This window comes from Bradyrhizobium sp. 141 (assembly GCF_023074055.1).
GTDB lineage: Bacteria > Pseudomonadota > Alphaproteobacteria > Rhizobiales > Xanthobacteraceae > Bradyrhizobium.
The window spans coordinates 1-25580 of record NZ_JADPKR010000029.1 but is presented as its reverse complement, the minus strand read 5'-3'; the positions used below and the strand labels follow the sequence as shown (position 1 = coordinate 25580).

Sequence of the window (25580 nt, the reverse complement as noted above, 5' to 3'; positions counted from 1 at the left end):
GGCGCCGAGAAAGTTCGCTTGGACGCGGCATTTGCCATTCTTGCTTGCGAGCCGATGCTACCCTCGGCTTGTTCGATGTCCTACCTAACGTCCTCGCCGCGGTTGGACTGTCCTTGAGGTCTGTGGGGAATTCCGTGGCTTGGCGCTGCGCCCGGAGGCGTGCGGCAGGCGATCATACACAGACCAAACCGCTGACGTCGCAGCCGCCGTCCAATCCAAGCCGGCCCATTCTAAGGCTGGGGAGATATGCTGGCTCGCACCCCTCTAATCCCGGCTCGGGACCGGTCGACACGCTGGCCGGGCTTTGGCCAGCATGGCTGGGAGCGCCATACCCGCATTGCGCTCGCGCTAGCGATCAGCCTCGGCTCCAAGTCGATGGCGCTGGGCTGCGCCAGCCAAGTCCTGGTCGCTCCCGGTCCGCTACGTTCCAGCTAGACGAAAGCTTTACGCATGTTCGACCGACCGAACCGGAATCGGGTTCTCGTCGTGCTGTTCGATGGACTTCGACCCGATCTCGTCAAACCATCATTGACGCCGAATCTGGTCAGGCTCCAGCGCCGCGGTGCGGTGCTGGCCAGGCAGCGCACTGTCTATCCCAGTGAAACACGAATAGCGCTCACGAGCCTCGTCACTGGCGCGACGCCGGATCGCCACGGCATCATTGGAAATCAATATCTCGACAGGCAGTCGCCGATACCGCGCTCTGTCGACACGAGCGACGCGCGCCTGATCGAGCACCTTGATGCCGCGAGCGAGGGCCATCTACTCGGTGTGCCATCACTTGGTGAGATCCTCGCGGCGAACGGCAGGACCTTCTCAGTCCTCGCTTCCAACTCGGCGGGGGCAACGCGCCTGCTGAACCATAAAGCTCGAAAGTTCAGACAAGTGACGCTCTCCGGCCACTTCCCTTGCATCGCGACCTCCGCCGAGATGCTCAGACAGGTGGAGACCCTGCTGGGGCCGACGCCTACCCCGCCGCCCCTGGGCACCCCAGATCTTGCCTCTCAAGCCTTTCTGACTTCAGCGTTCCTCGACGTAATCTGGCCTCAAATTCGGCCCGACGTCGCAATCCTCTCCTTCGGCGAGCCCGATATTTCCTCGCACGATTGTGGGACTGGCGCGCCAAAGACGCTGGAAGCGATCAGCTTTGTCGATCAGCAGTTGGGCCGCGTGCTCGATTGGTGGGAGGCTGAGGGCGTCTCCCTTGGCGTGCACCTGATCGCCGCCTCCGATCATGGACATGTGACGGTGCATGCGCGGGCCGATCTATTTGAGACGCTCGAGGCTGCCGGGCTGCGCTGCGGCCCGGCACCGGCGGCCGGGATCGATGCCATCGTCATACCTGGCCAAGTCGGAGCAATTTACCTCGCCGAGCCATCGGACGCCGTTATCCGCCGCACAGTAGGATCGATGATCGAGCGGCCCTGGTGTGGTCCGGTGTTTACCGCGGGTGGCGCGGTCGATGGCATTGCACCGGGCAGCTTTGCCCGCCATTTGGTGTTCGCCGACCATGCCCGATCGGCGGACATTCTGTTCTCGTTCCGGTCGGATGACAGTCTCGATCCATTTGGCCTTATGGGCCGCACCTGGAGTGCGGATGGGGCGGTCGGCTTCGGAGTGCACGGCGGGTTGCATGCCAAGGAGATGTCGTCGGTCGGCATTTTGGCGGGACCGCTGATCAAAAACGGCTTCGTCTCGCAAGTTCCCTCAGACATTTGCGATATTGCGCCGACAGTGCTCGGTCTTCTGGGCCTTTCGCGACCGGCAACGATGACCGGTCGTGCGCTCGCAGAGGTCTTTATCGATGATGGACAGGACGTGCCTCGTACGATTGAAAAGATATACGAGACCAGCAGCGGTGCATACCGGCAGCACCTTCGTCGTGTGCAGGTCGGTGAGGCAGTCTATCTTGATTTTGCTGGCGTCGTGGGGCGTCCCAATAACTGACATAACTCAAGCTCGATCTGCGTCCCGCAAGGGCCGGTCTGCTGTCATCGATGGTGGAATTCGTCGAAAAATTCGATGGAGCGCCAAATTTAAGCGCTGGCTCGGGAGTCATTGCATCAATTCAACCCTCATGTTTGTTACCATATACGAACAAATACACCCATCTCCGTCGGGGACCGATTTATGTCGAAAGTTTCACCATTTCATTCAACGAAACCTGGTGCCCGAAACGTCTATCACGACAACGACAAGTGTACCGAGGGCAATAACATCGAACGGCAGTATCTCGCCTCCGGCACCGGAGGGCGGCCGCGCTGCGAACATTGCGGCCGCCTAGCCTAGTTCGCAGCTGCCGTGGCGGGTAAAATGAGCCCCGCCACGGGTCTGGGGCAGGAAAATATGTCAAGCCTGAGAGGGCAGCGTTCTTTGCTTCGTTTGCGTCTGCTTGGCCTCCGCGGTGTGCTCGCTAACGCAGTTCAAGTCAAACTTCGGCCGAGGTCACTGGCAGATTTTTCCGATGGTCGATCGGTCGGCTTGATTGATTTTCAGGCAGCGCTTTCAAGTCGGCTTCATCGTGCCAGTTGGGTGGCTCAGTTCTAATCTCAATCATTTGGCGAAGCGTTCTGGGCGGCTTTGCCGCGCTAGTAACGTAAGCGATTAGCGGTGCATTGTGCACAAGCATTAGGACCACGTCCGGAATCGCTGTTTGTCGAGACGTCTCGCGATTGACGCTGCCGCACAGAAGCAGGTGGCCAGCCCAGGAATAGCAACCATATGGCCGCTGACGATCTTCCCTTTTCATCTACGGTCTCATCCGTTGTCGATGCCTTCTTCAAAAAGCTCGAGGACCAGAAAACCCTTTCGTCGGCGTCTTTGTCGGCGCTGCGAAAGGCACTGGCGGATCATCAATTGGACGCCGAGAGCCTGCGGGCGGCCATTTTCAACACTGCTGAGCCGAGCAATGATCCAGATTGAAGAAATCGAAATTGTCGAGTTCCGTGGAATTCGTCATCTCAAGCGCTCGTTGGGCCGAAGGAGTTTTGGCATTGCGGGGCCGAACGGTACTGGCAAGAGCGGCATCGTGGATGCGATCGAATTTGCCCTCACCGGGAACATCACTCGTCTCGGCGGCGCGGGCACGGCGGAGCTGAGTGTCAAGGCGCACGCTCCACATGTCGACGCGAGCAAAAAGCCCGAAAGCGCGCTCGTTCGCCTGCAGGTCTATGCGCCCGCTCTCAAAAAGAGCTTCATAATCGAGCGGAGCGTGAAGAATCCAGGCGCCGCGGTACTCAAGCCGAGCAGTGCTGAAACCAGGGCGCTTCTGGCGCAGCTTGAAACCCATCCTGAGTTTGCCCTGTCTCGTCGAGAAATCATCAAATACATTCTCGTTCCTGCAGGCAAACGATCACAATACGTCCAAGAGCTGCTGCGCCTTGATCAGCTCGAAAAGCTGCGGGTCTTACTCCAACGCGTTGCCAACGATGCAAAACGCGACCACGGAAGGGCCGAGGCGGAGGATCGGCGGACCAAGTCCGATTTCTTTCGCCATCTTGGCATTGCCACTCCAAACAAAACTGATCTGCTTGCTTCTGTAAATGCTCGTCGAGCTGTGCTGAAGCTCGATCCTGTGGCGGACCTCGCGCCGGAAAATGTCTTGAAGGTAGGCATCAATCCAGATGCCGAGCACGGGGCGTCGCAGCCGTTCTCCAAGCTCAGCGCCAACAATGACCTTGCGAGCTTCCTGAAGAGGCTGGCTGTCTCACAGGAAACAACCATAGCTGGCGCAAAGTCTGAAGCAGTGGCCGCTCTCGCCCAGCTCACGGACGATCCGGCTCTGTTAAGGGTTGTCAAGCAGCGCGCCTTGGTTGAGCGGGGTCTTGAACTGGTCGAAGGAGACGCTTGTCCGCTGTGCGACGGTCCCTGGGAGATGGCCCTGCTGGCAGCGCATCTTCAAGAGAAGATCGCAAAGGCAGATGCAGCCTCGACGGTATTGAAGCAACTGGCCCTGGCGATCGACCCCCTCGCGGCTCACCTGCGGGCTATGGCGCTTGACGCGGGCAAAGTGGCCGAATGGTGCGAAAAGGCCAATCCTCCTATAGATGCCGCGTCACTGCGGTCCCACGCAAAGGCCGTCGACGGTGACCGCGACACACTAGACAAGGTCGTCCGTGACCCGGCAGCGATCGCCGAGGCGCTGCAAGCCCTTGGTCGACTGGGGGCATCGCCCGCGGTCGAGTTGCTTCAGCCCACCGATCGTCTGGCGGCCTATATCGATACGCTCTCCGACCCTTCAAAGGAGGAAGAAGCCAAGGAATTCTTGATCGTCGCCCAGGAGAAATACGATCAATGCCGTGGGACGCAGCAGACCCTCAATATCGCGGCCCAGCAGGCCGAAACAGCTTCTGCGGTGTTTAGCCACTACGGTACGGTCAGCACCGCAATGTTGGAAGGCATCTACGACAAGGTCCAGAAGGACTTCACCGAATACTACAGTTTCATCAACCGCGACGATGAGGCCAAGTTCGAGGGCAAGCTCTCTGCATCATTGGGCAAACTGGCCTTCGATGTCGACTTTTACGGACGAGGCAGATTTCCTCCCGGGGCCTACCACAGCGAGGGCCATCAGGATGGCATGGGGCTTTGCCTCTATCTTGCACTGGTGAAGCACACGCTCGGCGACGGATTTACGCTTGCTGTCCTCGACGATGTGCTGATGTCGGTCGACGCCGGCCATCGTCGTGAGGTTTGCGCGCTCCTGAAGCAGAAATTTCCAAACACGCAGTTTGTCCTGACCACTCACGACGGCGTGTGGCTCAAGTTCATGCAGAGCGAAAAGCTGGTTCAGAGCACTCTTAGCTTTGGCGGCTGGACGGTCGACAGTGGCCCGCAGGTCTGGAACGAAGGTGACGTCTGGACGCAGATCCAGAGACACCTCGCCAATGACAATGTATCGTTGGCGGCAGGGACTTTGCGACGCTATCTGGAGTTCACCTCGACGATCCTTGCGGATAATCTGCGCGCTCGCATCGAATATCATGGAAACGGACAATACGACCTGGGCGATCTCTGGCCCGGGGTGTTGGCCGCATGGAAGGCCCGCCTCAAAGAGGGGCGCGACTCCGCGTCCTCGTGGGGGAAAAATATTCAGGATGCCGAAACGCTCCAGATAGAATCCAAAAAGCGGGTGGCGGCGACAAAGTCCGAAGAGTGGATGATCAACAAGGCGGTTCACTACAACGCCTGGGCGGACCTGCAATCGAAGGAATTCGCTGCGGTCGTGAGTTCGTTTCAACAATTGCTTCAAATGATGCAGTGCCCCAACGCCGATTGCGGCGAATTCCTCTGCGTTTCGCCCATCAAGGGTGACAAGGAAGTGCTCCGCTGCAGTTGCGGCGCCGTCAGTCTCAACCTCGTGCCGAAGAAGAACTGATGCTCCTCGGCCTGACCAGACCGTCGCTGACGCGTGTATGTGAACCTGTGGCCTCGCACCCTCGAGGCCGGACCATGCGGTCAAGTTGGTCCGCCCGTCGCCCCGCGCCCGCTCTGGATCGACCGGTAGCGCCGATGACGGATCGCGATGATCGCGCATTCATTGCGGCCTGACACCGCCATGATGATGATGGGCGCTGCAGCTGCGGTTGCTGCCGACGATGATGGCCGCAGGGGCTCAGGATCAGGCCGCACGCCGGTCGGCGGCCGGCTTCTGCGCGGGCAGAAGGCCACTGAATTGCGAACAGCGCATTCGCCGGAGCGGCTGTCTTCGAAGCGATAAGCCGCCACCGGAGGACCGCTGCGGCCAAAGGTTCGGGCTTGCGGGTCTCTTTGCCGCTTACCTATCACCTTATACGCCCGTGCTCCGGTCTGAATCTGATTGTGACAGAGTTCCCGGACATGGACTTGATGCCTTTGAGAGATGCGTCACGCGAAGCGTAGTGGCGGACCAAGTTGGTCAAGAGGTGCCGGCTCCAGCCGGGATGGCAACCTTCAGCGGCGCGCGCCGGTCCGCGTGCAGTGGCGTAACTGGTCATCAGGGCGCCGACGACGGTCCTGCCGTGTAGCTCACGCGTCATTTCAGGGCGTCACAGCCTTAGACTATGATTCGGACAGGGAGTGCGGAATAACCGTGCACGAAGTTCGATGAAACGCGCTCCGGATCGCCAACGACCTCGACCTCCATGCGTTTATTCAGTATCTCCTCCCAGAGGACTTTAAGCTGCAGCTGCGCGAGATGTCGACCAAGACAACGATGGATGCCGTATCCGAACGAGAGATGTTGGCGCACGTTCTTGCGATCGATCGTAAATTTGTTGGCGTCCTCGATGACCTCATCGTCCCGGTTGCCAGAGATGTACCACATTACGACCTTGTCGCCTCGCCTGATTTGTTTGCCTCCCATGATGATGTCCGCGGTGGCGTTGCGGCGCATATGTGCGATGGGCGTTTGGTATCGAATAATCTCGGACACAGCGCTCGATACCAAGGCGGGGTTATCTCGTAGCTTTCGTAGCTCGGAAGGGTTCTGGTTCATGAACAGCAGGCCACCGGTGATCGAATTGCGCGTGGTGTCGTTGCCCCCCACGATCAGTAGAATGAGATTGCCAAGAAACTCACGTGGCTCCATATGACGAGTCCCGGACGAGTGCGCCATCATCGAAATGAGATCAAATCGTGGCTCGGCATTTATCCGCTCCCGCCAAAGCCGAGTAAAATATGTCAAGCACTCGGACAGGATTGCGCTTCGCTTGCCCCAGCTGTCGATCGCCTGCCCAACCGTCGGCGCTGCAACGGCTACGTCCGACCAGTACGTCAGGAGCCGGCGATCCTCGAACGGAAAGTCGAAAAGCGTGGCCAGCATCTGCGTCGTCAACTCGATCGAGACCATATCGACCCAGTTGAAGGCTTCATTGCGCGGCAGGCCATCAAGGATTGTTCTAGCGCGACTGCGGACTAATCCTTCGAGTTTTTCCAAATTGTCCGGTGCGAGTATCGGACTTACGGTGTTGCGCTGCGCAGCATGTTTGGGAGGACCCACCTTGATGAAACTCGGTGTCCAATGTTCCTCGGGCACGTCGAGGATCGTGACACCTTGCTCTGACGAGAATATTTTATGATTTGTATCGACGGCCACGATATCGCGGTATTTCGTTATCGACCAATATGGTCCGTATGGGCTGTCTTGGCAGTGGTGAACGGGATCTTCCCTTCGCAGCCGCTCGAAGCAAGGCCATAAGCTATCATCTTGAAATCGTCTAGGTTCGCTTACATCTAGATCGCTCAACGGGATGCCGCGCACATCTTCGCCTCCGCGCACGTCAAAGAGCTTTTTCATGACCGTGTCCTTTGGTCGTTTCTCTTTGGAGAACCCATGATCTCGACAGGTCGTAACCGCATGGATTGCGTGCCGAGTGCTTCAGTTGGGAAGAGCTTCTCGCCGAAGCGGAAGAATATTCAAAAAACTCAGCGGCGCCCCCTACCAGTTCCGGCAGGAGCGAGATCGCCGCCACTTTGTCTATTCGAGCGGAACGCCGCCAGATGAGTCGGCCACGTCTCTTTGCGGAAAACTCGCGGCGGCCCGCTTGAATTGTGGCTGCTGCGAAATAGGGCCTGACTTCGGCATCCCCGATCTCAACAACGCGATCGGGCAGGGGACCGACGCGGTGGTCGCGGTAGCGCGTTCGATCAAACAGAAGATCGAGCTGTTTGAACCGCGCTTGGGCAATGTTCCAGCGGCATGTCAAAGACCCAAGCAACAATTCCTTCGGCGCCTTGCGCGCCGTCAAATGGCCGACTGATCCGATCCAAGCACGACCTAGGCCGCGGCGGCTTCACCATTTAACCATTTATTATCCTCGCCGCTGGTGCTGCTAGGAACGTGCTCCCACTTTACTTCCTTGATAAAGGGCATCGTCTAGCTCGCTCCTGTGGCGTCAGGCGTGTGACGGGGCTCTCGATCTGCGCCAGTAGCTCGTCAATGGTCAGGCACGGCGCCTCTGGTGCGGCGCTCTGCGCTTCTTCCGGCAGTACAGGCATCGGAACGTGCGGAAGTGAAAAGACGGCCTCGCCCGCCAGCCCGCCCTACACCCGCGAGGTTCTGCATGCGCTGATCGCGCACTTCGAGCGCATCGCGCCAACGTGGCTGTTGCTGGAACACGTGACTGGGCGCAGGCGTGCTCGCACATCGTGGCGGTCGGCCGCTTGAAATGGATTCCTGGCTTGAAGCATACCGGGAAAGACAACTACGCATGGTTCAGGTTCGATGCCCGACACACGAGCCGCCGGTCTCCCACGGTCGTGACCAGGGCGAGATTCTTCCGGAACGGTGCAGGACATGCGAGCAGTGCGGCAAGGCTTAAACGCTGCAGCGCTCCAGCTCGCGGTTCTGTTCGGGGGCGTGCAGAACGCGCGCATCCCGCGAGCGTTTGGCATTACATCTAGCGTTACAGCATGATGCACCGCCGCGCGCCACGCCCGCCACGCAAGGCACCACCAGATGGCTTGCTACGACGACAAACTGGATGACAGAAACGATTGCGGGGAGACGACGAGGTATCACCATGAGTAATCGTCACCACCGCCGCGCTGATCTGGCTAAAATCAAACGCAATACACCTGGCGCCTTGCTGACGTATCTGGTCGAGCCCGACGACCCGGCGCTCGATGGCATGCCGCTGCTCAAGGCTGCGGCGGGCGACTGGACCGGTCGGTCTCGAAGATGGTCGTCACTGCCTCATCTGCAGTTCGTACTTGTGACCAGCCGTCGGCGATGTTGCTCAGCACGCCTGACGTCGCCAAGCCGACCACGTTGGCACCGCCGGAATATGCCGGGCGTGCTGGGAAGCCTGATCGGCCCGTTGACTGAGCCGTCCATGGGCGAGGTTAGCACGATTGGTCTGGATATTGCGAAGTCAGTGTTCCAGGTGCATCGGATCGATGTTACGGGCGCGGTCTTGATCGCAAGCGGGTAAGTCGGGCAAAGGTGCTGGAGTATTTTTGCCAGCTGCCACGTTGTTTGGTTGGGATCGAAGCATGTCCGTCAGCGCATCATTGGGGCCGCGAACTTCAGGCGCTTGGTCATACGGTCAGACTGATGCCTCCGAGCTATGTGAAGGCTTACCTCAACCGCAGCAAGAATGATGCGAATGATGCGGCTGCAATCTGTGAGGCTGTGACGCGGCCGTCGATGCGTTTTGTCCCGGTCAAGAGACGACGGAGCAGCAGACCGTTTTGATGCTGCACCGCACCCAACAATCGCTGGTGCGCCAGCGTACCAATGTTGAGCAATGCACTGCGCGGGCACCTGGCCGAACTCGGCATCGCGTCGGCCAAGGGGCGCAACGGGACAGCGGAGTTACTAAGGATTATCGATTGTCAGGGGCGAGAGATATACAAGGAACCGAAGCTGTCGCTGGCGGCATGAGGCAGGCCGACAACGAGATGGCAACACCAATAGGCGAGGGCATGACGACTTAATGACGGTCGTTCCGGGAATCGGGAGAACCCGCTTTCAGACGGTCCACGCCCGGTGGGCGAGGTCGAACATCGCGAAGGCGGAAATGATGAGGCTTGCCCCGGGAGGACGACGCTCACAGTTGGACAGCAGACTCAGTGTGCATGGCTTGAGGATGGGCATGTGATCCGATGAGGCAATTTTCGCGCCTTTTTACTCGAGCGTGGCGGACTTCGGTCCGCCTGCGCGGACGCGCTCTTGTGTCACATACCAGATTAGGTAAGCATGAAGATCACCCACCGTGCTTTACATAGCCGATCCGCGCTGGAAGATTGTGGTCGCCGACCGTGCGAAGAGAACCGCGATGTGGTTGCCGCGGCGCCTTGATCTGCTTTGATTCCGCTCGACCGACCAGATAGAAGAAAAGCGTAATGGAGTTTTCTGTGATTGCAGCTCTGGCCGCCCAACTAAAGTGTCCTCCTTCTGGATCAGCCATGAGAAGGCTCAGTACCGGTGTCGGTTGCGCTAATCAGAGATGACTTTCAGTGCTTCCACCAAAAACCTATTGTCGTCTTCAGTGCGGCTTGCGATGCGCAAGAATCGTTTGCCATTCTGAAGCGTCTTGCCGCCATTGTGCCTGATCAATATCCGTCTATCTGTTAAAAGTGTTGAGGCGATCACGTCCCCATCCGGCCAATGGGGCGGGAGTTCGCAGAACACGAAATTTGCGTCGGGCTTCAGAACTCTCATTCCGTCGATGCTGCGCAGGTCTGCGTATAGTTTGTCCCTGTCGCTGCCCACCCTCACCCAACTCTGCTTTGCCGCGTGCGCCAGGTGAGGAAGCTTGCTTAGAAAAAACTCAGCAAACGTATTGACATTCCAACTTGGGAGGGCGGCTCTAATTTCGTCCATCGTCTGTACATTTGCTGATGCCGCATACCCCATCCGTAAACCGCATGTCCCGTAAATCTTTCCCAGGCTTTTGAGAACGATCACATTGGGAAATTCGAGCAAGTGATTTTCCAGGCTCGCACTTCGCCCGAGCTCACTAAACTCGATAAATGACTCATCGATCAGTAGGAGTTGCTGTTGAGCTCGAAGCGCGGAAGCGAGATATAGTAAATCCGCATAGGGAACCATCCGCGAAGTGGGATTATTCGGCGATATCACGACTGCGCCGTCGACACCATTTGTACGCGCAAATGCTGCATAGCGGTGCACATCGAGTTCAAAATCTGGCGGTGACAGGAAAAAGCGTGACAACCGCCCAGGCAAGGCGGTGGTTTCATAGGGATTGAAGGTTGGGACCGGGACAGCAACCCTCATACCCAGTCGGCCAAGGAGGATGGGAACCAGTTCAGCTACGCCATTGCAAATGACAAGATTATTCGCCGGCATCTTCACTGCATCCGCAAGGAGCTGGACCATCTGCGCATTAGGAGAGGGATAGCAAGTAATAAGCCGCGGTAGAGCGTTCTTAAGTTCGTCAAGGAACGCCTGCGGCGGAAAATAAGGATTTACCAGAAGGACGAAGTCCTTGATGTCATATTTCCAATAGCCTCCGGGGAATCGGTTGACCAGGTCAGAGACCTCGTCCGACCTAAGGGATACGGCGATTTGTGCTGCGCTGTTCATGAGTGCGACTAGCTCAACGTTTCAGGACAAACGAAAATCGTAGGATGGTCGCGATCTCTCGACAAGCTCCCGGCGAACAAGCATCGAGCAGTGCCGATCCGTGCGGAAATGTTCTCGGTAACAAGTCTGGTTCACGCCGCGGTTGGCGAGACTACACGTCATCATGTGACCTGCATGGAGGGAAGCCTGCAACAGAAAGAACGCCAGTCGCTGGATCATACTTCCATCCGCAATCAAAAGGAGCGACTGGCTAAAACCACCGATGACGCGACGGCGAAGATGCTTATTGCCGTAAACATTGTTGCGCTGAGTGGTGGCACGCGAACGGGCGCGACATGCGCTATAGCGAGCAGCAAGAAGGCAATGTTCACGACGTCAGGAAATGCTTCAGCAGGAATAAGAGACTTAAAAAGAAATAGAAGCGCCAGGAGCGGCACGTCGTATGACAAGGGGACGCCCAAGAAGCGTCCATCACGCGACCTGCCAAAGTTCGCAAAGTAGCTAAGCCTTATTGCTCCCGTCACCAGTAGCGCGGTTGCGGTCGCAAGCGCGAGTTGTGAAGCTTGGCTGACTTGTACCACAACTACCGCAGGCACAACGGCTCCATAGACGATATCTGCAAACCCATCGAGGCTCGCTCCCATTTTTGCGACATCTGGATCGCGACCTTTCGTGCGACCTGCGACAACCCCGTCGAGGTGGTCCGATAGAACAGCCCAAAGCGCTGCTGCCACAGATAGCTCAAGGCGGTCAGAGAGAGCTAAAAACAGGCTGGCGGAGGAAAAGAGAAGACCTGTGATCGTTATCGCGTTCGCTGGATCCCAAAGGTATTTTAGCATTGAACTCTCACCTCGTTTGCAAATCACGTCTCGCCGCGTAGGCATTCGTTCGGTCCTTGAAAATGCGCTCGGCAATCTCCAAATCGTCAGCGTTATCAATTTCGTACCAGCTGAGGCCATCGCATCGCGCCGCGGCGAGCTGTAGGCCTCGCCTCTCTATCAGATAACCCAAAAGTTCTTCGGTGTAGGTCTGCCGAGCTCCAGCGGCGATGATATCGTCCAGTGTCGGAACAAATGTTGCCTTGAGTGTCGGCGCCGAAAGCCGTAGGAGGTTCATCGTCTTGAAAAGCTTTGGGCCATCCGCAACAAGATTTGCCGCGGTTTGCTTCAATCGAAAACCTGAGATGAAGCCGTTCTGCGACAACAGAACGGCCGACCCTTCCATTGAATCATCGAAGGGAACGACTGCAGCTACGTCAGTCCCCCGGCAGACCATCAAGTGTCGTAGCGCATCCTCTTCGAAAAAGACGTCGCCCTCGAGAAGAAAGCAGTCTCCGGAGAGAAGAGCGTCGCGCGCCAGCCACAAAGAATAGGCGCTTCCGGTGCGGTCGAAGACGGTCGACTCGACATAGTTGATTTTGAGTTCGCCAAAGTGGCTACCGCAGGCATATTGAATGGCGTCTTTGCGGTAACCCACCACGATCGTCACCTCTTCCACGCCGACAGATTCCAGATTGTGCAGAGCGTTGTGAAGAATCGAAGTGCCGTTGACCTCGACCAGCGACTTCGGCCGCAGATCTGTCAGAGGACGCAGGCGAGAGCCGCAGCCAGCGGCGAGAATGACGGCGTTCTTGGGAGCATCGGTCACCGTTTAGTTCCTTTTTCGTCGCGCCTCTAAGGTGAAACACCGACGGACTTCTTCGGCGCCAGCTTAGGCGTGCTGAAGCGAGATCAGGTCTGCCGGAGCCATCTGAAAATGGAGCCCAAGCGTGAAGACAGACAAATGGTCCTCGTCGGTCCTTTCTCCAGAGAGAAGGGAGGCGCTGGATCCGGTGCCTCAAGCTGCCGAGATGGCAAAGTGCGCATTTTGGTTGAGTGAGGCGTGCTACGCCGTCTAAGGACATCTCAGTGCAATGATTTGGGATTTGAGATTGCAGTCGAACTTGGCCAGCTAGGAGGAAGTCCAGGACAGTAGGTCTTCGACAACGAATATGCGCTCCAGTGTCGACGAAACCCTATTTGCGCAGTTCAGCGTCGGGCCGCAAATATCGCGTTTCGGCACGGGCGAGTTCGTCGTACTTGAACAGTTCGAAGACTTCCTCGAGAGTAGCAATGTGCGGCTCAATGCTCGCGGTGCTTTCCTCAGCGATGATGCGACCGCAGACTTGACGCATTGCCGCTATTGCCGCTCGCATAGAGTGGTTGGCCCAGATCACCGTAGAGATGCTGGCTTTGCGGTATACAGAGATCGGTGTTCGATAGTATTTCGTCGGAACGATCACGACCGGCAATCTGTTCTGCCAAGCGCGCGCGAACGAAAGGATTTCGTCCGCGGTGCTCCTTCGCGAATGAATGAGGATCGCATCGGCTCCCGCGTCGGCGTAGGCGTGAGCGCGCGAAAGTGCTTCGTCCATCTCATGCCCAGCGATCAACGCCTCGATCCTTGCCACCAAGATCAAGTCGTCCGCGACTGTATCCTTCACTGCCCGGAGGCGGCCAGAGAATTCGTCGATATCGGCGAGGGGGTGCCGATGCCCAACAAACGAGTTCATCTTCGGAAAGCAGCTGTCCTCGATCGCGACGCCGGCTGCTCCACGCTGACGGAGCCTGCGTGTCACGAGGCGCGCATTGTTGAAATTCCCGAAGCCGCCATCTCCGTCAACGAGCACAGGCAGTTCGCTCGAGTCGACGATCCGCTCGACTACGTCTACGAGTTGGCTCCACGACGCTTCGTTGGCATCGCGGTAGCCCAGGGAGCAGGCAATAGACAGGCCGGACGCCCAGAGGCCTTTGAACCCTGCGCGCTCAGCGATTGCGGCGGAGAGACCATCATGCGCTTCCATGAGGAACGATAGCTCTCTGCGGCAGCAGATTTCGGCGCGCAGCATTTCAGCACGTGAGGAACCGGCGGATTGATCAGGGCCGTTGGCGAGAACAGATGGTAATCGGTCTTGCATGCCAATTCCTTGCGATGACCGGCCTAACGTGTAGACCGGCCGATTTCATCAATCGATAGGTGACATGCTTCCGTTATCTAGATCAATTACGAGGGTTGGTAGTTGACCGGGCCCGCAGCGCGGCGGATGTAACCGGCCTGATGATCTTGAACGGCCTCAACGATTGGTTTGGTCGTCAGAAGTGGCACAGCTTTGCCACCCACCTGCTCGAGCACGCTACCTGCGCAGATCGCCGACATCGCCTACCAGAACAAGGCCGCGATCTATGACCTGCTGTTCAAGGTCTCGGCCGAGAGCATGCTGACGATCGCTGCCGATCCGAAGCATCTCGGTGCCCGCATCGGCATCATCACGGTGCTGCATACCTGGGGCTCGGCCATGACCCATCACCCGCATGTGCACATGATCGTTCCGGGTGGCGGCATCACGCCAGAAGGCAAGCGCTGGGTATCTTGCCGGCCGAGATTCTTTCTGCCGGTGCGCGTGCTCTCACGCCTGTACCGCAGGCTGTTCCTGGAGAAGCTCATCGCGACCCACCAGGCCGGCCGCCCGCACTTCTTCGGCGATCACGCTCCACTGGCCGATGTCCGAGCCTTCGCGGCGTATCTGGCACCACTCCGCAACGCCGAGTGGGTGGTCCTACGCCAAGAGGCCGTTCGGCGGACCCGAAGCGGTGCTTACCTACCTCTCGCGCTAGACCCCATCGCGTCGCCATCTCCAACAGCCGATTGGTCGCACTCGGCGACAAAGGCGTGACCTTCCGATGGAAGGACTATCGTGCTGGGGGACGCGAACGACAGAAGATCATGACCTTGGCCACCGGCGAGTTCATCCGCCGCTTCCTCATCCACGTGCTGCCATCCCGCTTCCACCGCATCCGCCACTACGACCTGTTTGCCAAAAGCGCTTGCGCCGACAACATCGCACGCGCCCGTGAGCTGCTCGCCGTTGCAAAATCTGAAGGCCAGCCTGCCGCAACCACCGTCGATCTCAATAAACCGAGTTGTCCATGCTGCGGCGGTCGCATGATCGTCATCGAAGTCTTCGAGCGCGGTGCAACGCCACGGCATCGGCCGACAGGTCCAACGAACGTCATCAGGATCGACACCTCATGAGCCCGTCACTATCCCGCAAATCTCGTCAGCGCGCTCGCCGGCCTCCGACCGGCCACGGCAGAGCACGCTCAGATATCCAGCCCTCGTCTCAAATCGTCCGACAGTTCATCATGTCCGACGCGATCCACCGCCGATTCACCAGCCGCTTCACCGTCGGCCAACTTGCCGGGGCGGCTCGATCCCGATCTGCCGGCCCCGTGCCCGCGGCCCCACCGTCATGGGGCCGGCATCCGAAACCCTTCACAACAGCTGCCAAAAGTGTTTCTCAATTCATCCGCCAGGGCAGCGTCGATCTGCGCGTGTTCGTGTATCGCGCTAATTTTGTTGAACCGTCTGTTCTTCGCTTTAATAGAGGAATTAGAGTCAACTCTAATTAGACAGCAGAACTGCTTGTCTGGCGGAGTGCGCGAACTATCTTGTTTGACGAGGTTCGGCGGGACCGGCAACTGAAGCAAAGAAGCATGTGCGGAGTTCTCGCCATGATTGAAAGGTCAATGGAACGTCGCGCTCTGCCGCGCGACGTCATCAATCTGCCGGCATTGCTCTCGTTCGATGGAATTATGGGGCTCCATCCGTGTGTGGTGCGCGACATCAACGCCTTTGGCGCTCGCCTTTCCACGCCCTATTACATATTCGCCAGCGAATTTGATCTGTTGTTCAGCAGCCTTCACAAGAGGCTTGCCTGTCGAGTGGTATGGAGGCGGGCAACCATTTCGGGCGTGGTGTTCGTTGTGCTCCGCCGCGCACCAAAGCCAGTGAGTGCAAGCATCGTTCATCTTAATCTGCCGTATGCACTCCCGCCGGTGCGGCCCGTTAGCGAGGCGTGCGGCATCTCTTTTGATATGCATTGACCTAATGGTCTGGCATCGAATGGGTACGCGGCTCGTGACAACCGCGATGACGAGCTGTCGCGGGCGGGATTGGGCTGCAGGCAGGTTTGACGCGCTATCCAACAGATGCACAAGAAATTAGTGCAGATGGCGAGAACACCAGCGTAGCGATGCCACTCACACAGGGTGTCCGCTAAGCATTAACCGCGTCGGTTTGCACCTGAGGCCGTGACTTCCGGTCTAATGAACGGACTTCGCCTGAGTAGCCCGGCATGTCTCAAAGGGGCTAGCAGCCAATGCGCGGGAGTTTTGGCTGCTGCCAATTCGCGCCTGGTTCGTTTGCGGCGCAATTTCATCCAATGGTTGCGTAGATTATTGATCTGATATAGTTTGCCGCTTGATTTCGGGTTTTTGCTTTTTCGACTATCCATTTTCCACTGACTGGATAGCGGTAATGATTTACCAGAACGTCGACAGAATTGTTGTCGGTACCCGCTTTAAGATGAATAAGTTCGGAGCCGCTCGATGCCCAGAGCTGGCTAACCGGAGTGGCATCGTCATTGACGTGAGCCCTCGTACCACGGGCATCACCGTGCTGTTCGATGGCGCCCGAAGACCAACTTGCCTGCACAGAGACTTTATATCACCCATCTCAGATGGGGAGATCGCTGCACCTTCTATCGCTTCAGACGAATGAGGGCGCATGAAGTCTTTAAGGCCACGCGAATGGTCCAAGCAGGAGGCGCAGCGATTGATAGCTCTCGCGCGTCAAAAAACCTGCGCCGGCGACGTAGCCCGTTAGCTTGATCGCCATGTCACCTCAGTAAGAAAGAAGGCACGCGAACTCGGCTTGCTACTCCAGAAGCGGGCCGACGTCTCGCGACTCCGTGGGAAGTGAAATCATTCAATGTGGAGCATCGCGCGCCACCGCCACTTGCGACGATATTCGTTACGTAGAGATCTGGCGTAGGCGCGCTCCAAATGGAATTCGAGAATCTCCTTGGCAGCCCCGCGGGGCGCCATGCCGCGAACGATGTCGTCAGGGCTGAACGCCTGGATTGGGTCAAAAGGGGCGGTCAGAAGGCTTTGGGAGGTCAAGTCCGGTTTACCCGTCATAGCTGACGGTCTCAGCTTGGCTCATGCTCCTTCACATCCGAGCGAAGCTCCTGCGGCCCGCGACCAAATCGGCCAGAATTCCCTCAGTCGGCTCTCTGCTTTGACGCGCGCCGGCAAGCCGCCGCGACCCCCAGTTCGCCTGCCGCGCAATCAAAGGGAGCGGTTTGCAAAGAAAGCGATGGGATACCGCAGCCTACACTACACGCGAACTCCAAAACGTTGACGGTCCCCCATGAGCTTCTGTTGATGATCGCGAGTTTCAAACCGTTTGATGAGTTGCGTCTCGAAATTGCCCACCAAAACAAGGGGGCGACAGCATACTTGGTGTGGAGCAAGTATGCTTTGCGAGCGTCCGTCTGCCAGGCCGCACGCAGAGAAGGACAGTCGGATGATTGCGCCGATTCAACGGAACTGGAATCCAAAAGACGTTTTCGATGAGTTGACGCCGGCGATGTTCACGGCCGGACCATCGACTGTGCGCGCACGTCGGGACAAGTTGTGGCCAGAGTTGTACACTGAATACGACGCGAGGCACTTAAAACAAGAATTGTTCAACCGAAATCTGATCGCGACCAACGAAGCTGAGGCGTTCTTTAGTGCCTGGGCCGCGGATGAAGAGCGTCACGCCGATAGTTTCATCCGGATCATGGAGCTTGTCGCTGGTGAATCCGAAAAAGATCTTCGAGACAGATTGGAAGCTCGATCGCATAGTTTTTCTGCAATCGATGAATACTTGAAGGACGAATTCTCCCTGATCGTTATGATCGCATTTGATGAGATGTGTACTTGCCGCGCCTATGCTGCGGATAGAGAGTTCTATGCCGGACTTGGCAGCAGCTTCCTTCGTTGCCTGAGAGAGGTGGTTGCCGACGAGGCAGTTCACTCGATGAACGCTGTTAATGTTCTTCGTGCCCGTTACTGCGAGCGCATTCCCGAAATCGGCGAGATTCTCGACAGCCTAATCCGCAGCGTGGGCGATGATCCGGACTATACCGGCACCTTCGTACTGGATTACTTCGGCGGGAATTACACGAAGCAGATGTTTGTCAACTGCCGCGCCGCTGTCCTGAGAAACGTCGCTAAGCCGCTAACAGCCGCAGTGAGGGATTGAAGCGTCGGCGCGCAAGTGGACAGACGAGCGTCTGCGCCTCATCTCCTGTCGGTGCCTCAGAATTGCATGTGTTGGTCGGTCAGAGCGGATTCGGCTCACACAGGAGTCAGATGTAAGCGTAGCTCTGTGGCCCTTTTGATTGGCGCTTGACGCCTATTTTGATCGCAGCTTGTGCCGTCTTGGCTCCCAAATTCCGGACAATGCGTTGACGGCGGCCTCGAGCGCCTTCCGGTCAACGACGTCGGGATCGAACTGTTCGGGCCCCCAGAGGCGTATACGTTCGTGTTCTGGATGTGCGGGGTCGCTGATGGCATCGAGGTATTCGGCATAGCCGGGCGCACCGCCGACGTCCTCTGGAGGACAACGACCGGCGGCCTCGAGCAGGAGGGGAAGTCCCTCTATCGTCGTGTTGTCGAACCATTTTTCGAGTTTGATCACATGGTCCCAGCTGTCGCCGAAGTCATAGAGATAATGGATCGTCTTGGCGCCTGTCTCTTGAACGATATCGGAGAGCCGCGCCTTGCGAGCATCGATCGGTTGGGGGCCAAAATCACCGTCGGGATCAGGGATGCCCCAACGCCCTTCGCCAGCCAGGAACTCGAAGAGGTGGCTGTTGGTCCAGCCAAATGCCGCCTGAAGCGTCAGATGCAGCCGATCAAGGCGCAGGGTGACGGGTACAACAAGGCACCGCATCACCTCCGGCTTCACGTCCTTGAGGGTCACCTTGATCCGCACGGCGGTCGTGTTGAGGCTCATGCCGCCAGCCTCGGATCGTGTGCATGCATCGTGTAGGTCGACGACCACGGAAGCAGTTCGTCCAGTCGCGCCGCAGGCCAGCCATTGACGAGCTTCGCGAGGACGTCGGAGAGCCAGTGCTCGGCGCTGACGCTGTTGAGCTTACAGGTCTCGATCAACGAAGCTAGTACTGCCCAACTCTCGGCGCCCTCGTCGCAACCGGCAAAAAGGGAGTTCTTGGCGTTGAGCTTGATCGGCCGCATCGCACGCTCGACCGCATTCGTATCCATCTCGATGCGCCCATCATCAAGGTAGAGCGTCATGCCGTCCCAATGACGCAGTGCATAACGCAAAGCCTTCGCCGTGTCGCTCTTCTGCGCAAGGTGATCAAGCATAGCCTCAAACCACTGCTTCAAAGCTGCAGCCAGAGGCCGGGCATGCGCTTGTCGGCCCGCGCGACGCTCGGCATCAGATCGGCCGCGGAGGGCTTTCTCGACCGCGTAGAGCTGGGCGATGCGCTCGAGGGCCTCGCGTGCAACCGGAGCCGGCGCCGGCGCAGCCTCGCGCTCGATCTTCACAAACTGGCGCCGTAGATGCGACCAGCAGAAGGCGAGCGTGCCGGACAGCGCGTCCGCACGCGTCTCTCGGGTCATGGTCTTGTAAGCCTCATAGCCATCGCAATGGATGATGCCGCGATAGCCTTCGAGCAGCCTCAAGCCATGGACGGCCCCACGGCCCGGCGCATAGGCATAGACCACCCCAGGCGGATCAGGCCCGGCCCAAGGCCGGTCATCGCGCGAGAGCGCCCAGAAGTAGCCGGTTTTGGTTCTGCCGCGCCCCGGATCCAACACCGGCGCCGGGGTCTCATCGACACAGAGCTTCGAGGAGGCGAGCAGAAGCTCTCGCAGACGATGCCACAAGGGCTTCAATTCCTGGGCGGCGTAGCCGACCCAGAAGGCGAGCGTGGAACGATCGATGGCAATTCCGTGAGTCGCCAGCATCTGCGCCTGGCGGTAGAGAGGCAAATGCCAATGATACTTGGCGTCGATCACATGCGCGACGAGCCGCTCGGTCGGCAATCCACCCCTGATCAGTCGCTCGGGAGCAGCGTGCTGGAGAACGACGCCCTGGCAGGCGCGGCAGGCCAGTTTGGGCCGGCGGGTGACGATGACGCGATACTGCGCCGGTACGACGTCCAGCCTCTGGCTCTCATCGCGGCCAATCTCAACGAGATCGCCTTTGCAGGACGGGCAGCAGGTTGCAGCCGGCATCAGCGTTTCGACGATGCGTGGCAAATGCTCCGGCAGCTTGCCACGATTGGCCCTGCGCTCGGCAGCTCTCTTCTCGCGTGTTTTGGGATTGGCGCGGTCCTCGGCTGCTTCGAGAGCCGCGACAGCCTGATCGATATCCTCCAGAACAAGCTGGAGCTGATCAGCGTCAAGTTTTTCCGACGATCGACCGAACTGCGCGTCTTTTGCAAGCTTGAGCAACCGCTCGAGTCTGGCGCAGCGCTCCAGCAGAGCCGCGGCAAAGGCACGCAACTCGGCTGGATCGCTCGGCAGTTCATCAGGCAAATCACTCATTGGCCCGAGTCTGCCATGCTTCGCGCCCCGATGCAGCGAAGATTTTATTTCCTACGCAAGTGCTTTCGGCTGCGGGATTCGAGGCGCATGCATGCGTGTCCAATCCATGCCGGCCAGAAGCGCCGACAACTGCGCGGCGTTCATTCGCATGACGCCGTCAACGACCGGCGGCCACTTGAAGGCGCCGCCCTCAAGCCGCTTCCAGTACAGCACAAGGCCACTACCATCCCAGACGACAATCTTCACCCGATCAGCGCGCTTCGCACGGAAGACCACCGCCACGCCCTTCATCGGATCGTGGCCCAGCGTCTCCTTCGCCAACAGCGCCAGGCCATCCGCGCCCTTCCTGAAGTCTACAGGTCGGGTCGCAACGTAAATCATGAGGCCAGCGGGAGCCGTCAGCATGAACGTGTCCGGCGCAACGCAACAAACACATCACTCAGCACGGCAAGTCCAGGCGTTCCGCGCACCTCAACCCGGGCCCCGAGGAACTCAACCGTAACAGCGGCAGCTTCCGGCGATCCGGAGGGCGCGGCAGCCGCCGATGGCGACGATTCCGACACCAACGGCACGAACGACAGTGCACCCGCCGCAGCTGGCAGCACCAGTTGACCTAAACGCGCCCGGCGCCGCCAGTCATGCACCTGCTGTGGCCGGCAGCCATGCCGGCGTGCGATATCTGTTACAACCGCGCCCGGCTCAAGGCTTTCCGCGACAATCCGGGCCTTCAAATCATCCGGCCACTGCTTACGGCCTGCGCCGGCGTACACTTCGATACGCTGTGTCAATGGTCGTCTTATGTCGTCCGAATGGTCGTCCATTGTGAGCACCCTTGCAGAAGATGACTCTTCTAACGGTGCTCCCAAGATCGCGCACAGACAATCTAAAGGGCCGCAGCGCTACGCTTACAGTCAGATTGCCTGCATGCGCTGTCCTTGAACTTTTCCGTTTGTTTTCAGGTTCTTGGCAAGCGACACGCAATAATGAGCGATTCAGCGGAGCCTTGCACAAGGGGGCACCGATCACACGTCAATAGAAAAAGCCAATCAGGCAATCCTCACGAACAATTAAGCCAAATGGCGCTGTCGGCTTTCCTCCTGATGTCGCGAATTCTTCAACGCACGCGCCCGCGGCATCTATCCCAATTCTCTCAAGTCATTGTCGTTAAACCCGATTTTCGGGAGCGGTGCAACTGGTACGACACTTGCTGTTCTCATCCCCAGGTTCTCTCCCTTCCGGAGATGCGTATGCAACGCGCCCTCTGCACCAAGCAGAATTTCCGACTGCAGGCATATCGGGGTATCCCCCTGACGAACATCGTCATGCACCACGAGGGCCGGTCGCGCTCAACCCTTAAGAATTGTTCGCGTCGGAGGCGTCCAACTAGGGCACTCAGACGCCACGCATTGATCATGCAAGGAGCCAAACTTGCGCGACGAGCCTGTTGGGCTGCTCATCGACCGGGCTCTCGTCGGCGCCGGCGCGGTGAAGATCAGTTGCGGCCTGACGATGCAGATCCGTAGATCGTGCACGACCGTGGCCCACTTCTTTTCATGCTCGCCGGCAAGCCGAACATCTGCGGTGACATCGGACTCGTTGAGCTCGGGATCACGGGGCGGCTCGGCGACGGATTGGAACTTGCCTCCGCTTAAAACAAGCTCAATCGAGCGGCGCAATACCGGCCTTTTGGGCCAGCCCGCTGAGGCGCCCAAAATGGATCTTTTCAGCTTCACCGAATGCGCGACGCGAACGCAATCGCTCAGATCGCTTTTCGAGCTTCTTGTGAGCTGTGCGAGCGACGAAGGCTTCAGCGAAGTCTCTTACGGAGCGCTCAATTTCGCGGAGCCACTTCGCCTACCGGAGTATCCGCCGCCCGCGGTGGCCGTTAAGTGGCCGTCCGAATGGTGTGAACGATATTTTAAGCGAAAGTACCACAAAATCGATCCGGTGGTCCGGCGGACACCGACGCTTTCGCGGCCGTTTCTGTGGGATCAACTCGCCGAGCAATATCAACTACAGCCCGACGAAAGGCGCGTACTTGATGAGGCCAGAGAGGCCGGTCTCAAGCACGGCATGAGTGTACCATTGTTTGGGCCATTGGGTCGATTATCCGTCGTATCGTTTGCATCTCGGTTCGACGATGCCGATCCTCAACATTCCAAAGGCCATCTCAACGCACTAGCCTGGCACTTTCACACCGCTTGTGTGGAGATCACACGTCCGGCGGAAGATAACTGCAATATGAGAGTTGCGCTATCACAGCGGGAACTAGATTGTCTACGGTGGGTGGCAGAGGGCAAATCGTCATGGGAAATCGGGAGGATATTACAAATCAGCGAGAATACGGTGAACTTTCATCTTAAGAACGCGATGCGAAAGCTGGGCGCGACCAGCCGGATCCAAGCCGTCATTGTGGCGATCCGCCTCAATCTTATTTTTGATGTCCATGCTGCGTGAGCATCTTGATGGACGATGATTGTATCGAAGCCAGTTTGCGTCTGAAAACTGCTATGAAGACAAAAATCGATCCTATGGGCAATCGTTCGCCAAGGCATTGAGCAAGCTCGACCTGCCATCTGACGAAGCCACTTGCTCCTAGCGCGCACGTTGTATACGGCAACTACGCGCTTAATTCCGGGCATTCTTTGGAGCGTTAAGTTAGAATCGGTCTGGCTAGGGAGTCCAGCATTTGCAGGTGTTCGTAGGACGTGAGGTTTTCAGTCGCCGATCGTAGCTGTAGGCGCCAATGAAGATCGGTGGTTTGATTCGAGCTGATCGGTTTGCTTCAGTTGATTTTTTGTCGTGAGTTTAAAACTGCTACTGGTTCGAATACATGCTATCTTATCAGGTATGGATCGATCAAAAGACCAGCTTCTAAACCCGGTCGACAAGCTCCTTCTGGAGGGGGGCTGGTGGATTCGACGTGGCTGATGCGCCACGGCTACTCTGCCCAGCTTCGAAGTTTCTAAGTAAAATCAGGCTGGCACGAACAGCCCAAGCGTAGTGTCTTCCGGCGGCCGCGCGGCGCCCTAAGCTGGCAACAGGTATCCCTCCAGACAATCGTCCACTATTCGCCGCTTGTCATGGTGGGCGGACGGCGTTCGAACTGCAAGGCTATGCGCACACCTTCCGCAATCAACGACGCGCGTGCATCTCTATGGTCAAAAAGCGCGCCGCAACGGGTTAAAAAGCTGCCGCTGTCCCTCGACTATGCATGCCTGTACGGTTCCTAACGGGCCATCTGGACGCCCGAACGGATCATGAGCAGTATTGCGGTCGAAATGAATGCGACGATCAAGACAAAACGACTCGGATGTGGATCTAATGCTGGCCATGAGCCAATCACCGATCAAACAGACCGAGTTCTTGTTTCTGCAAGGCAATCTGGAAGGCTATCAGAGCGCCAGCGATCCGAATCCGCGCAGGTTGGATGATCTCGAGGGCAATCCAGGTGCTCAATCGCCGGGCCGCCTCTAGTTTCCTCAAATGTATGATTGCTGTCGACCGCGACGCTCTGACTCAGGAAGACTGGCTAGTGCGTGAGTCCGATCATCAGTCTCTCGCCACGCGCTGCGGTGTCAGATTGGCGGTGCGGATGAATGCCGCAGCGATCAAGGCTGAGAGAGCATAGCCGAGACCCGGCAATATCAGCGTGACCTTGTAGCCAAATCTCGCCGCGATAAACCCGCTCGCCGCGAAGCCTATCAATGCGAACGCCGACATCACCGAAGTCAGGAACGTGACATCTGTCCCCGCCTTGCCTGGCCGGGCGAGCGCGAGAAACCAGTTTGTGAATGTAACATGCTGGACTGCGAGGGCCGCGAACACGATCCCAACGCTCGCGACGGCGCTCACGCGAACGCCGACATAGCGATCGATAATCGCAAGCGCTCCAAAACCGATGGCCAGGACTGCACAGCCCCAGATCACGCCCCGGTTCGGCGCCATTCGGGTCAGGATCGCGCTGGTCACTGGCGCGATGATAGTATACGTCACGACGTTCGAGAGCGCTCCGATCCATCCGATATCTGCCGCGGCAAAGCCGAGATCGACGAGCCGCAACTGCACCATTGCGAACGCCAGCGCGATCCCGATAACGCCGGGCGCTATCAATGCGGCCGTTGTCCACATGCCGTTGTTGAGAAGGATCGGGAAGATAGACAGGCGCTGCGGTGAGCGCCATCGGTTCATGCAATGGAGCGGTTCAGGAATCGCGAACACCCATCCAGCGAAAACGGCTAGCAGCAGCGCTAAGCCCAGCAAAGCCGGACGCCAACCGACAATCTCGATCAGCTGGAGGCAGACCGCGCCACCGATCACGTGGCCGACGACCCGTCCCCAGCCCAGCAGCGCAGCGCCGAGCGGACGCTCGCCGGAACCGAGGGCTTCCGCTATGTAGCCCAATGTTGCGATCCGCTGTGTGGCGGCGACGGTCGCAAGGGCGAGAGAAACAAGAAAAACCGGCACGAAATCGGTCTTTGGGTTCAAAAATGCCATCACTGCCAGCGCAGTGGTGGTGGCGATTTGGGTCAACAGGATCCATGACCGCCTCAGCCCGAGACGATTGAGGCTCCATCGATCCACGACGGGGGCCCAAAGAAAGTTAACGGTGAAGGCAAAGAAGACCGTGCCATACAAGCCGACCAGTTCCAGGCTGGCGCCGTTGCCCCGAAGGATCACCGGAATGGCCGAATAGATCAACGCGATCGCCAGATACTGCTGACTGGCCAACGCAACCATCCCGATGTGTGGCATGTAGCGACTTGCCATCAAGCCTCTTCCTTTTAAAGAGCAGTTTCGCATGTGCTTCGAGAGCACGGTTTGGACAAGCAGTGGATCGTTCCAGCGCAGCAGCGCCTCAAACCGGACTGTGATCCGAGCGTTGGCTGTACGGGGTGAGAGATCCGAGTGGCAGTTGCTACTTCGAATCAGTTCGCACACTGCGCCTGACCTTCATCTTGTCGAGCAAACCGACCTGCCAGAAACAGGGGGCGACGTCGCTATACATCGTAAGCGCGAAGCCGATACCCTTGCTTCAGAATTCGAATGAACGTGCGAAGAAGCCTCCGGCTCTGGACGGAGGTTTGGGATGGGATTGGACAGCA

At 58.1% G+C, this 25580-nt stretch carries 19 protein-coding genes and 2 pseudogenes; 9 read left to right on the top strand and 12 right to left on the bottom strand.

Features of this window, described 5'->3' with window-relative positions:
• The first annotated feature begins 450 nt into the window (after positions 1–450).
• The 3 genes from IVA81_RS10685 to IVA81_RS10675 all read left to right on the top strand — a co-directional run bounded on the left by IVA81_RS10685 (position 451) and on the right by IVA81_RS10675 (position 5377).
• A complete protein-coding gene (locus IVA81_RS10685; RefSeq protein WP_247315935.1) occupies positions 451–1947 on the top strand; it encodes an alkaline phosphatase family protein in 1497 nt (498 codons plus the stop codon).
• Between the two features lie 774 nt (positions 1948–2721).
• Entirely contained in the window at positions 2722–2922 is a 201-nt protein-coding gene (locus IVA81_RS10680) for a hypothetical protein (protein WP_247315931.1), read from the top strand.
• On the top strand, positions 2909–5377 hold the full coding sequence (locus tag IVA81_RS10675; protein WP_247315928.1) for an ATP-binding protein: 2469 nt from the start codon (positions 2909–2911) through the stop codon (positions 5375–5377). Before IVA81_RS10680 ends, IVA81_RS10675 begins: the two co-directional genes overlap by 14 nt.
• Before the next feature lie 657 nt (positions 5378–6034).
• Here the strand turns inward: IVA81_RS10675 and IVA81_RS10670 are convergent.
• Together IVA81_RS10670 and IVA81_RS10665 are read right to left on the bottom strand one after the other, a co-directional pair.
• Complete coding sequence (locus IVA81_RS10670; RefSeq protein ID WP_247315911.1) at positions 6035–7276, bottom strand: cytochrome P450; 1242 nt, start codon at positions 7274–7276, stop codon at positions 6035–6037.
• Positions 7260–7727 (bottom strand): hypothetical protein, encoded by a 468-nt coding sequence (locus IVA81_RS10665; RefSeq protein WP_247315900.1) that lies wholly within the window; start codon positions 7725–7727, stop codon positions 7260–7262. The genes IVA81_RS10670 and IVA81_RS10665 overlap by 17 nt, the downstream gene beginning before the upstream one ends.
• A 1086-nt stretch (positions 7728–8813) precedes the next feature.
• On the opposite strand from IVA81_RS10665, the pseudogene IVA81_RS10660 reads away from it, so the two are divergent.
• Positions 8814–9277: pseudogene (locus IVA81_RS10660) on the top strand (IS110 family transposase); the annotation flags it as partial.
• Between the two features lie 409 nt (positions 9278–9686).
• On the opposite strand, the gene IVA81_RS10655 reads toward IVA81_RS10660, so the two are convergent.
• The 5 genes from IVA81_RS10655 to aepX form a co-directional block, all read right to left on the bottom strand.
• Positions 9687–9890, bottom strand: coding sequence for a hypothetical protein (locus IVA81_RS10655; RefSeq protein ID WP_247315886.1), 204 nt, complete (start codon positions 9888–9890; stop codon positions 9687–9689).
• Positions 9891–9919: 29 nt separating this feature from the next.
• Positions 9920–11029, bottom strand: coding sequence for a histidinol-phosphate transaminase (locus IVA81_RS10650; protein WP_247315883.1), 1110 nt, complete (start codon positions 11027–11029; stop codon positions 9920–9922).
• Positions 11030–11262: 233 nt separating this feature from the next.
• Positions 11263–11868, bottom strand: coding sequence for a CDP-alcohol phosphatidyltransferase family protein (locus IVA81_RS10645; RefSeq protein WP_247315880.1), 606 nt, complete (start codon positions 11866–11868; stop codon positions 11263–11265).
• Positions 11869–11875: 7 nt separating this feature from the next.
• A complete protein-coding gene (locus tag IVA81_RS10640) occupies positions 11876–12676 on the bottom strand; it encodes a phosphocholine cytidylyltransferase family protein (RefSeq protein WP_247315877.1) in 801 nt (266 codons plus the stop codon).
• Between the two features lie 367 nt (positions 12677–13043).
• Positions 13044–13916 carry a phosphoenolpyruvate mutase gene (gene aepX, locus IVA81_RS10635; RefSeq protein WP_247316051.1) on the bottom strand — a complete coding sequence of 291 codons (873 nt, stop codon included), beginning with the start codon at positions 13914–13916 and terminating at the stop codon, positions 13044–13046.
• A gap of 282 nt (positions 13917–14198) precedes the next feature.
• On the opposite strand from aepX, the pseudogene IVA81_RS10630 reads away from it, so the two are divergent.
• The 3 genes and pseudogenes from IVA81_RS10630 to IVA81_RS10620 form a co-directional block, all read left to right on the top strand.
• Positions 14199–15100: pseudogene (locus IVA81_RS10630) on the top strand (transposase); the annotation flags it as partial.
• A gap of 479 nt (positions 15101–15579) precedes the next feature.
• A complete protein-coding gene (locus IVA81_RS10625; RefSeq protein ID WP_247315874.1) occupies positions 15580–15951 on the top strand; it encodes a PilZ domain-containing protein in 372 nt (123 codons plus the stop codon).
• Positions 15952–17434: 1483 nt separating this feature from the next.
• Positions 17435–18157: a hypothetical protein gene (locus IVA81_RS10620; protein ID WP_247315871.1), complete on the top strand. Its 723-nt coding sequence runs from the start codon at positions 17435–17437 to the stop codon at positions 18155–18157.
• A 153-nt stretch (positions 18158–18310) separates the two neighbouring features.
• On the opposite strand, the gene IVA81_RS10615 is transcribed toward IVA81_RS10620, so the two are convergent.
• The 4 genes from IVA81_RS10615 to IVA81_RS10600 are packed head-to-tail and all read right to left on the bottom strand — an operon-like array spanning position 18311 to position 21275.
• Positions 18311–18913, bottom strand: coding sequence for a plasmid pRiA4b ORF-3 family protein (locus IVA81_RS10615; RefSeq protein WP_247315867.1), 603 nt, complete (start codon positions 18911–18913; stop codon positions 18311–18313).
• Positions 18910–20475, bottom strand: a complete 1566-nt coding sequence (locus tag IVA81_RS10610) for an IS66 family transposase (RefSeq protein ID WP_247315864.1) — start codon at positions 20473–20475, stop codon at positions 18910–18912. Before IVA81_RS10610 ends, IVA81_RS10615 begins: the two co-directional genes overlap by 4 nt.
• 51 nt (positions 20476–20526) lie before the next feature.
• The gene (tnpB, locus tag IVA81_RS10605; RefSeq protein ID WP_100235505.1) at positions 20527–20880 is read right to left on the bottom strand and encodes an IS66 family insertion sequence element accessory protein TnpB; all 354 of its coding nucleotides are present in this window, start codon (positions 20878–20880) and stop codon (positions 20527–20529) included.
• On the bottom strand, positions 20874–21275 hold the full coding sequence (locus tag IVA81_RS10600; RefSeq protein WP_247316049.1) for a transposase: 402 nt from the start codon (positions 21273–21275) through the stop codon (positions 20874–20876). Before IVA81_RS10600 ends, tnpB begins: the two co-directional genes overlap by 7 nt.
• A gap of 913 nt (positions 21276–22188) precedes the next feature.
• Between IVA81_RS10600 and IVA81_RS10595 the strand changes: the two genes are divergently transcribed.
• Positions 22189–22932 carry a LuxR family transcriptional regulator gene (locus IVA81_RS10595; protein WP_247316048.1) on the top strand — a complete coding sequence of 248 codons (744 nt, stop codon included), beginning with the start codon at positions 22189–22191 and terminating at the stop codon, positions 22930–22932.
• Positions 22933–23799: 867 nt separating this feature from the next.
• Positions 23800–23952 (top strand): hypothetical protein, encoded by a 153-nt coding sequence (locus IVA81_RS10590; protein ID WP_247315861.1) that lies wholly within the window; start codon positions 23800–23802, stop codon positions 23950–23952.
• A gap of 75 nt (positions 23953–24027) precedes the next feature.
• Here IVA81_RS10590 and IVA81_RS10585 read toward each other — a convergent pair whose 3' ends face one another.
• The gene (locus IVA81_RS10585) at positions 24028–25245 is read right to left on the bottom strand and encodes an MFS transporter (protein ID WP_247315858.1); all 1218 of its coding nucleotides are present in this window, start codon (positions 25243–25245) and stop codon (positions 24028–24030) included.
• Positions 25246–25580: the final 335 nt, after the last annotated feature.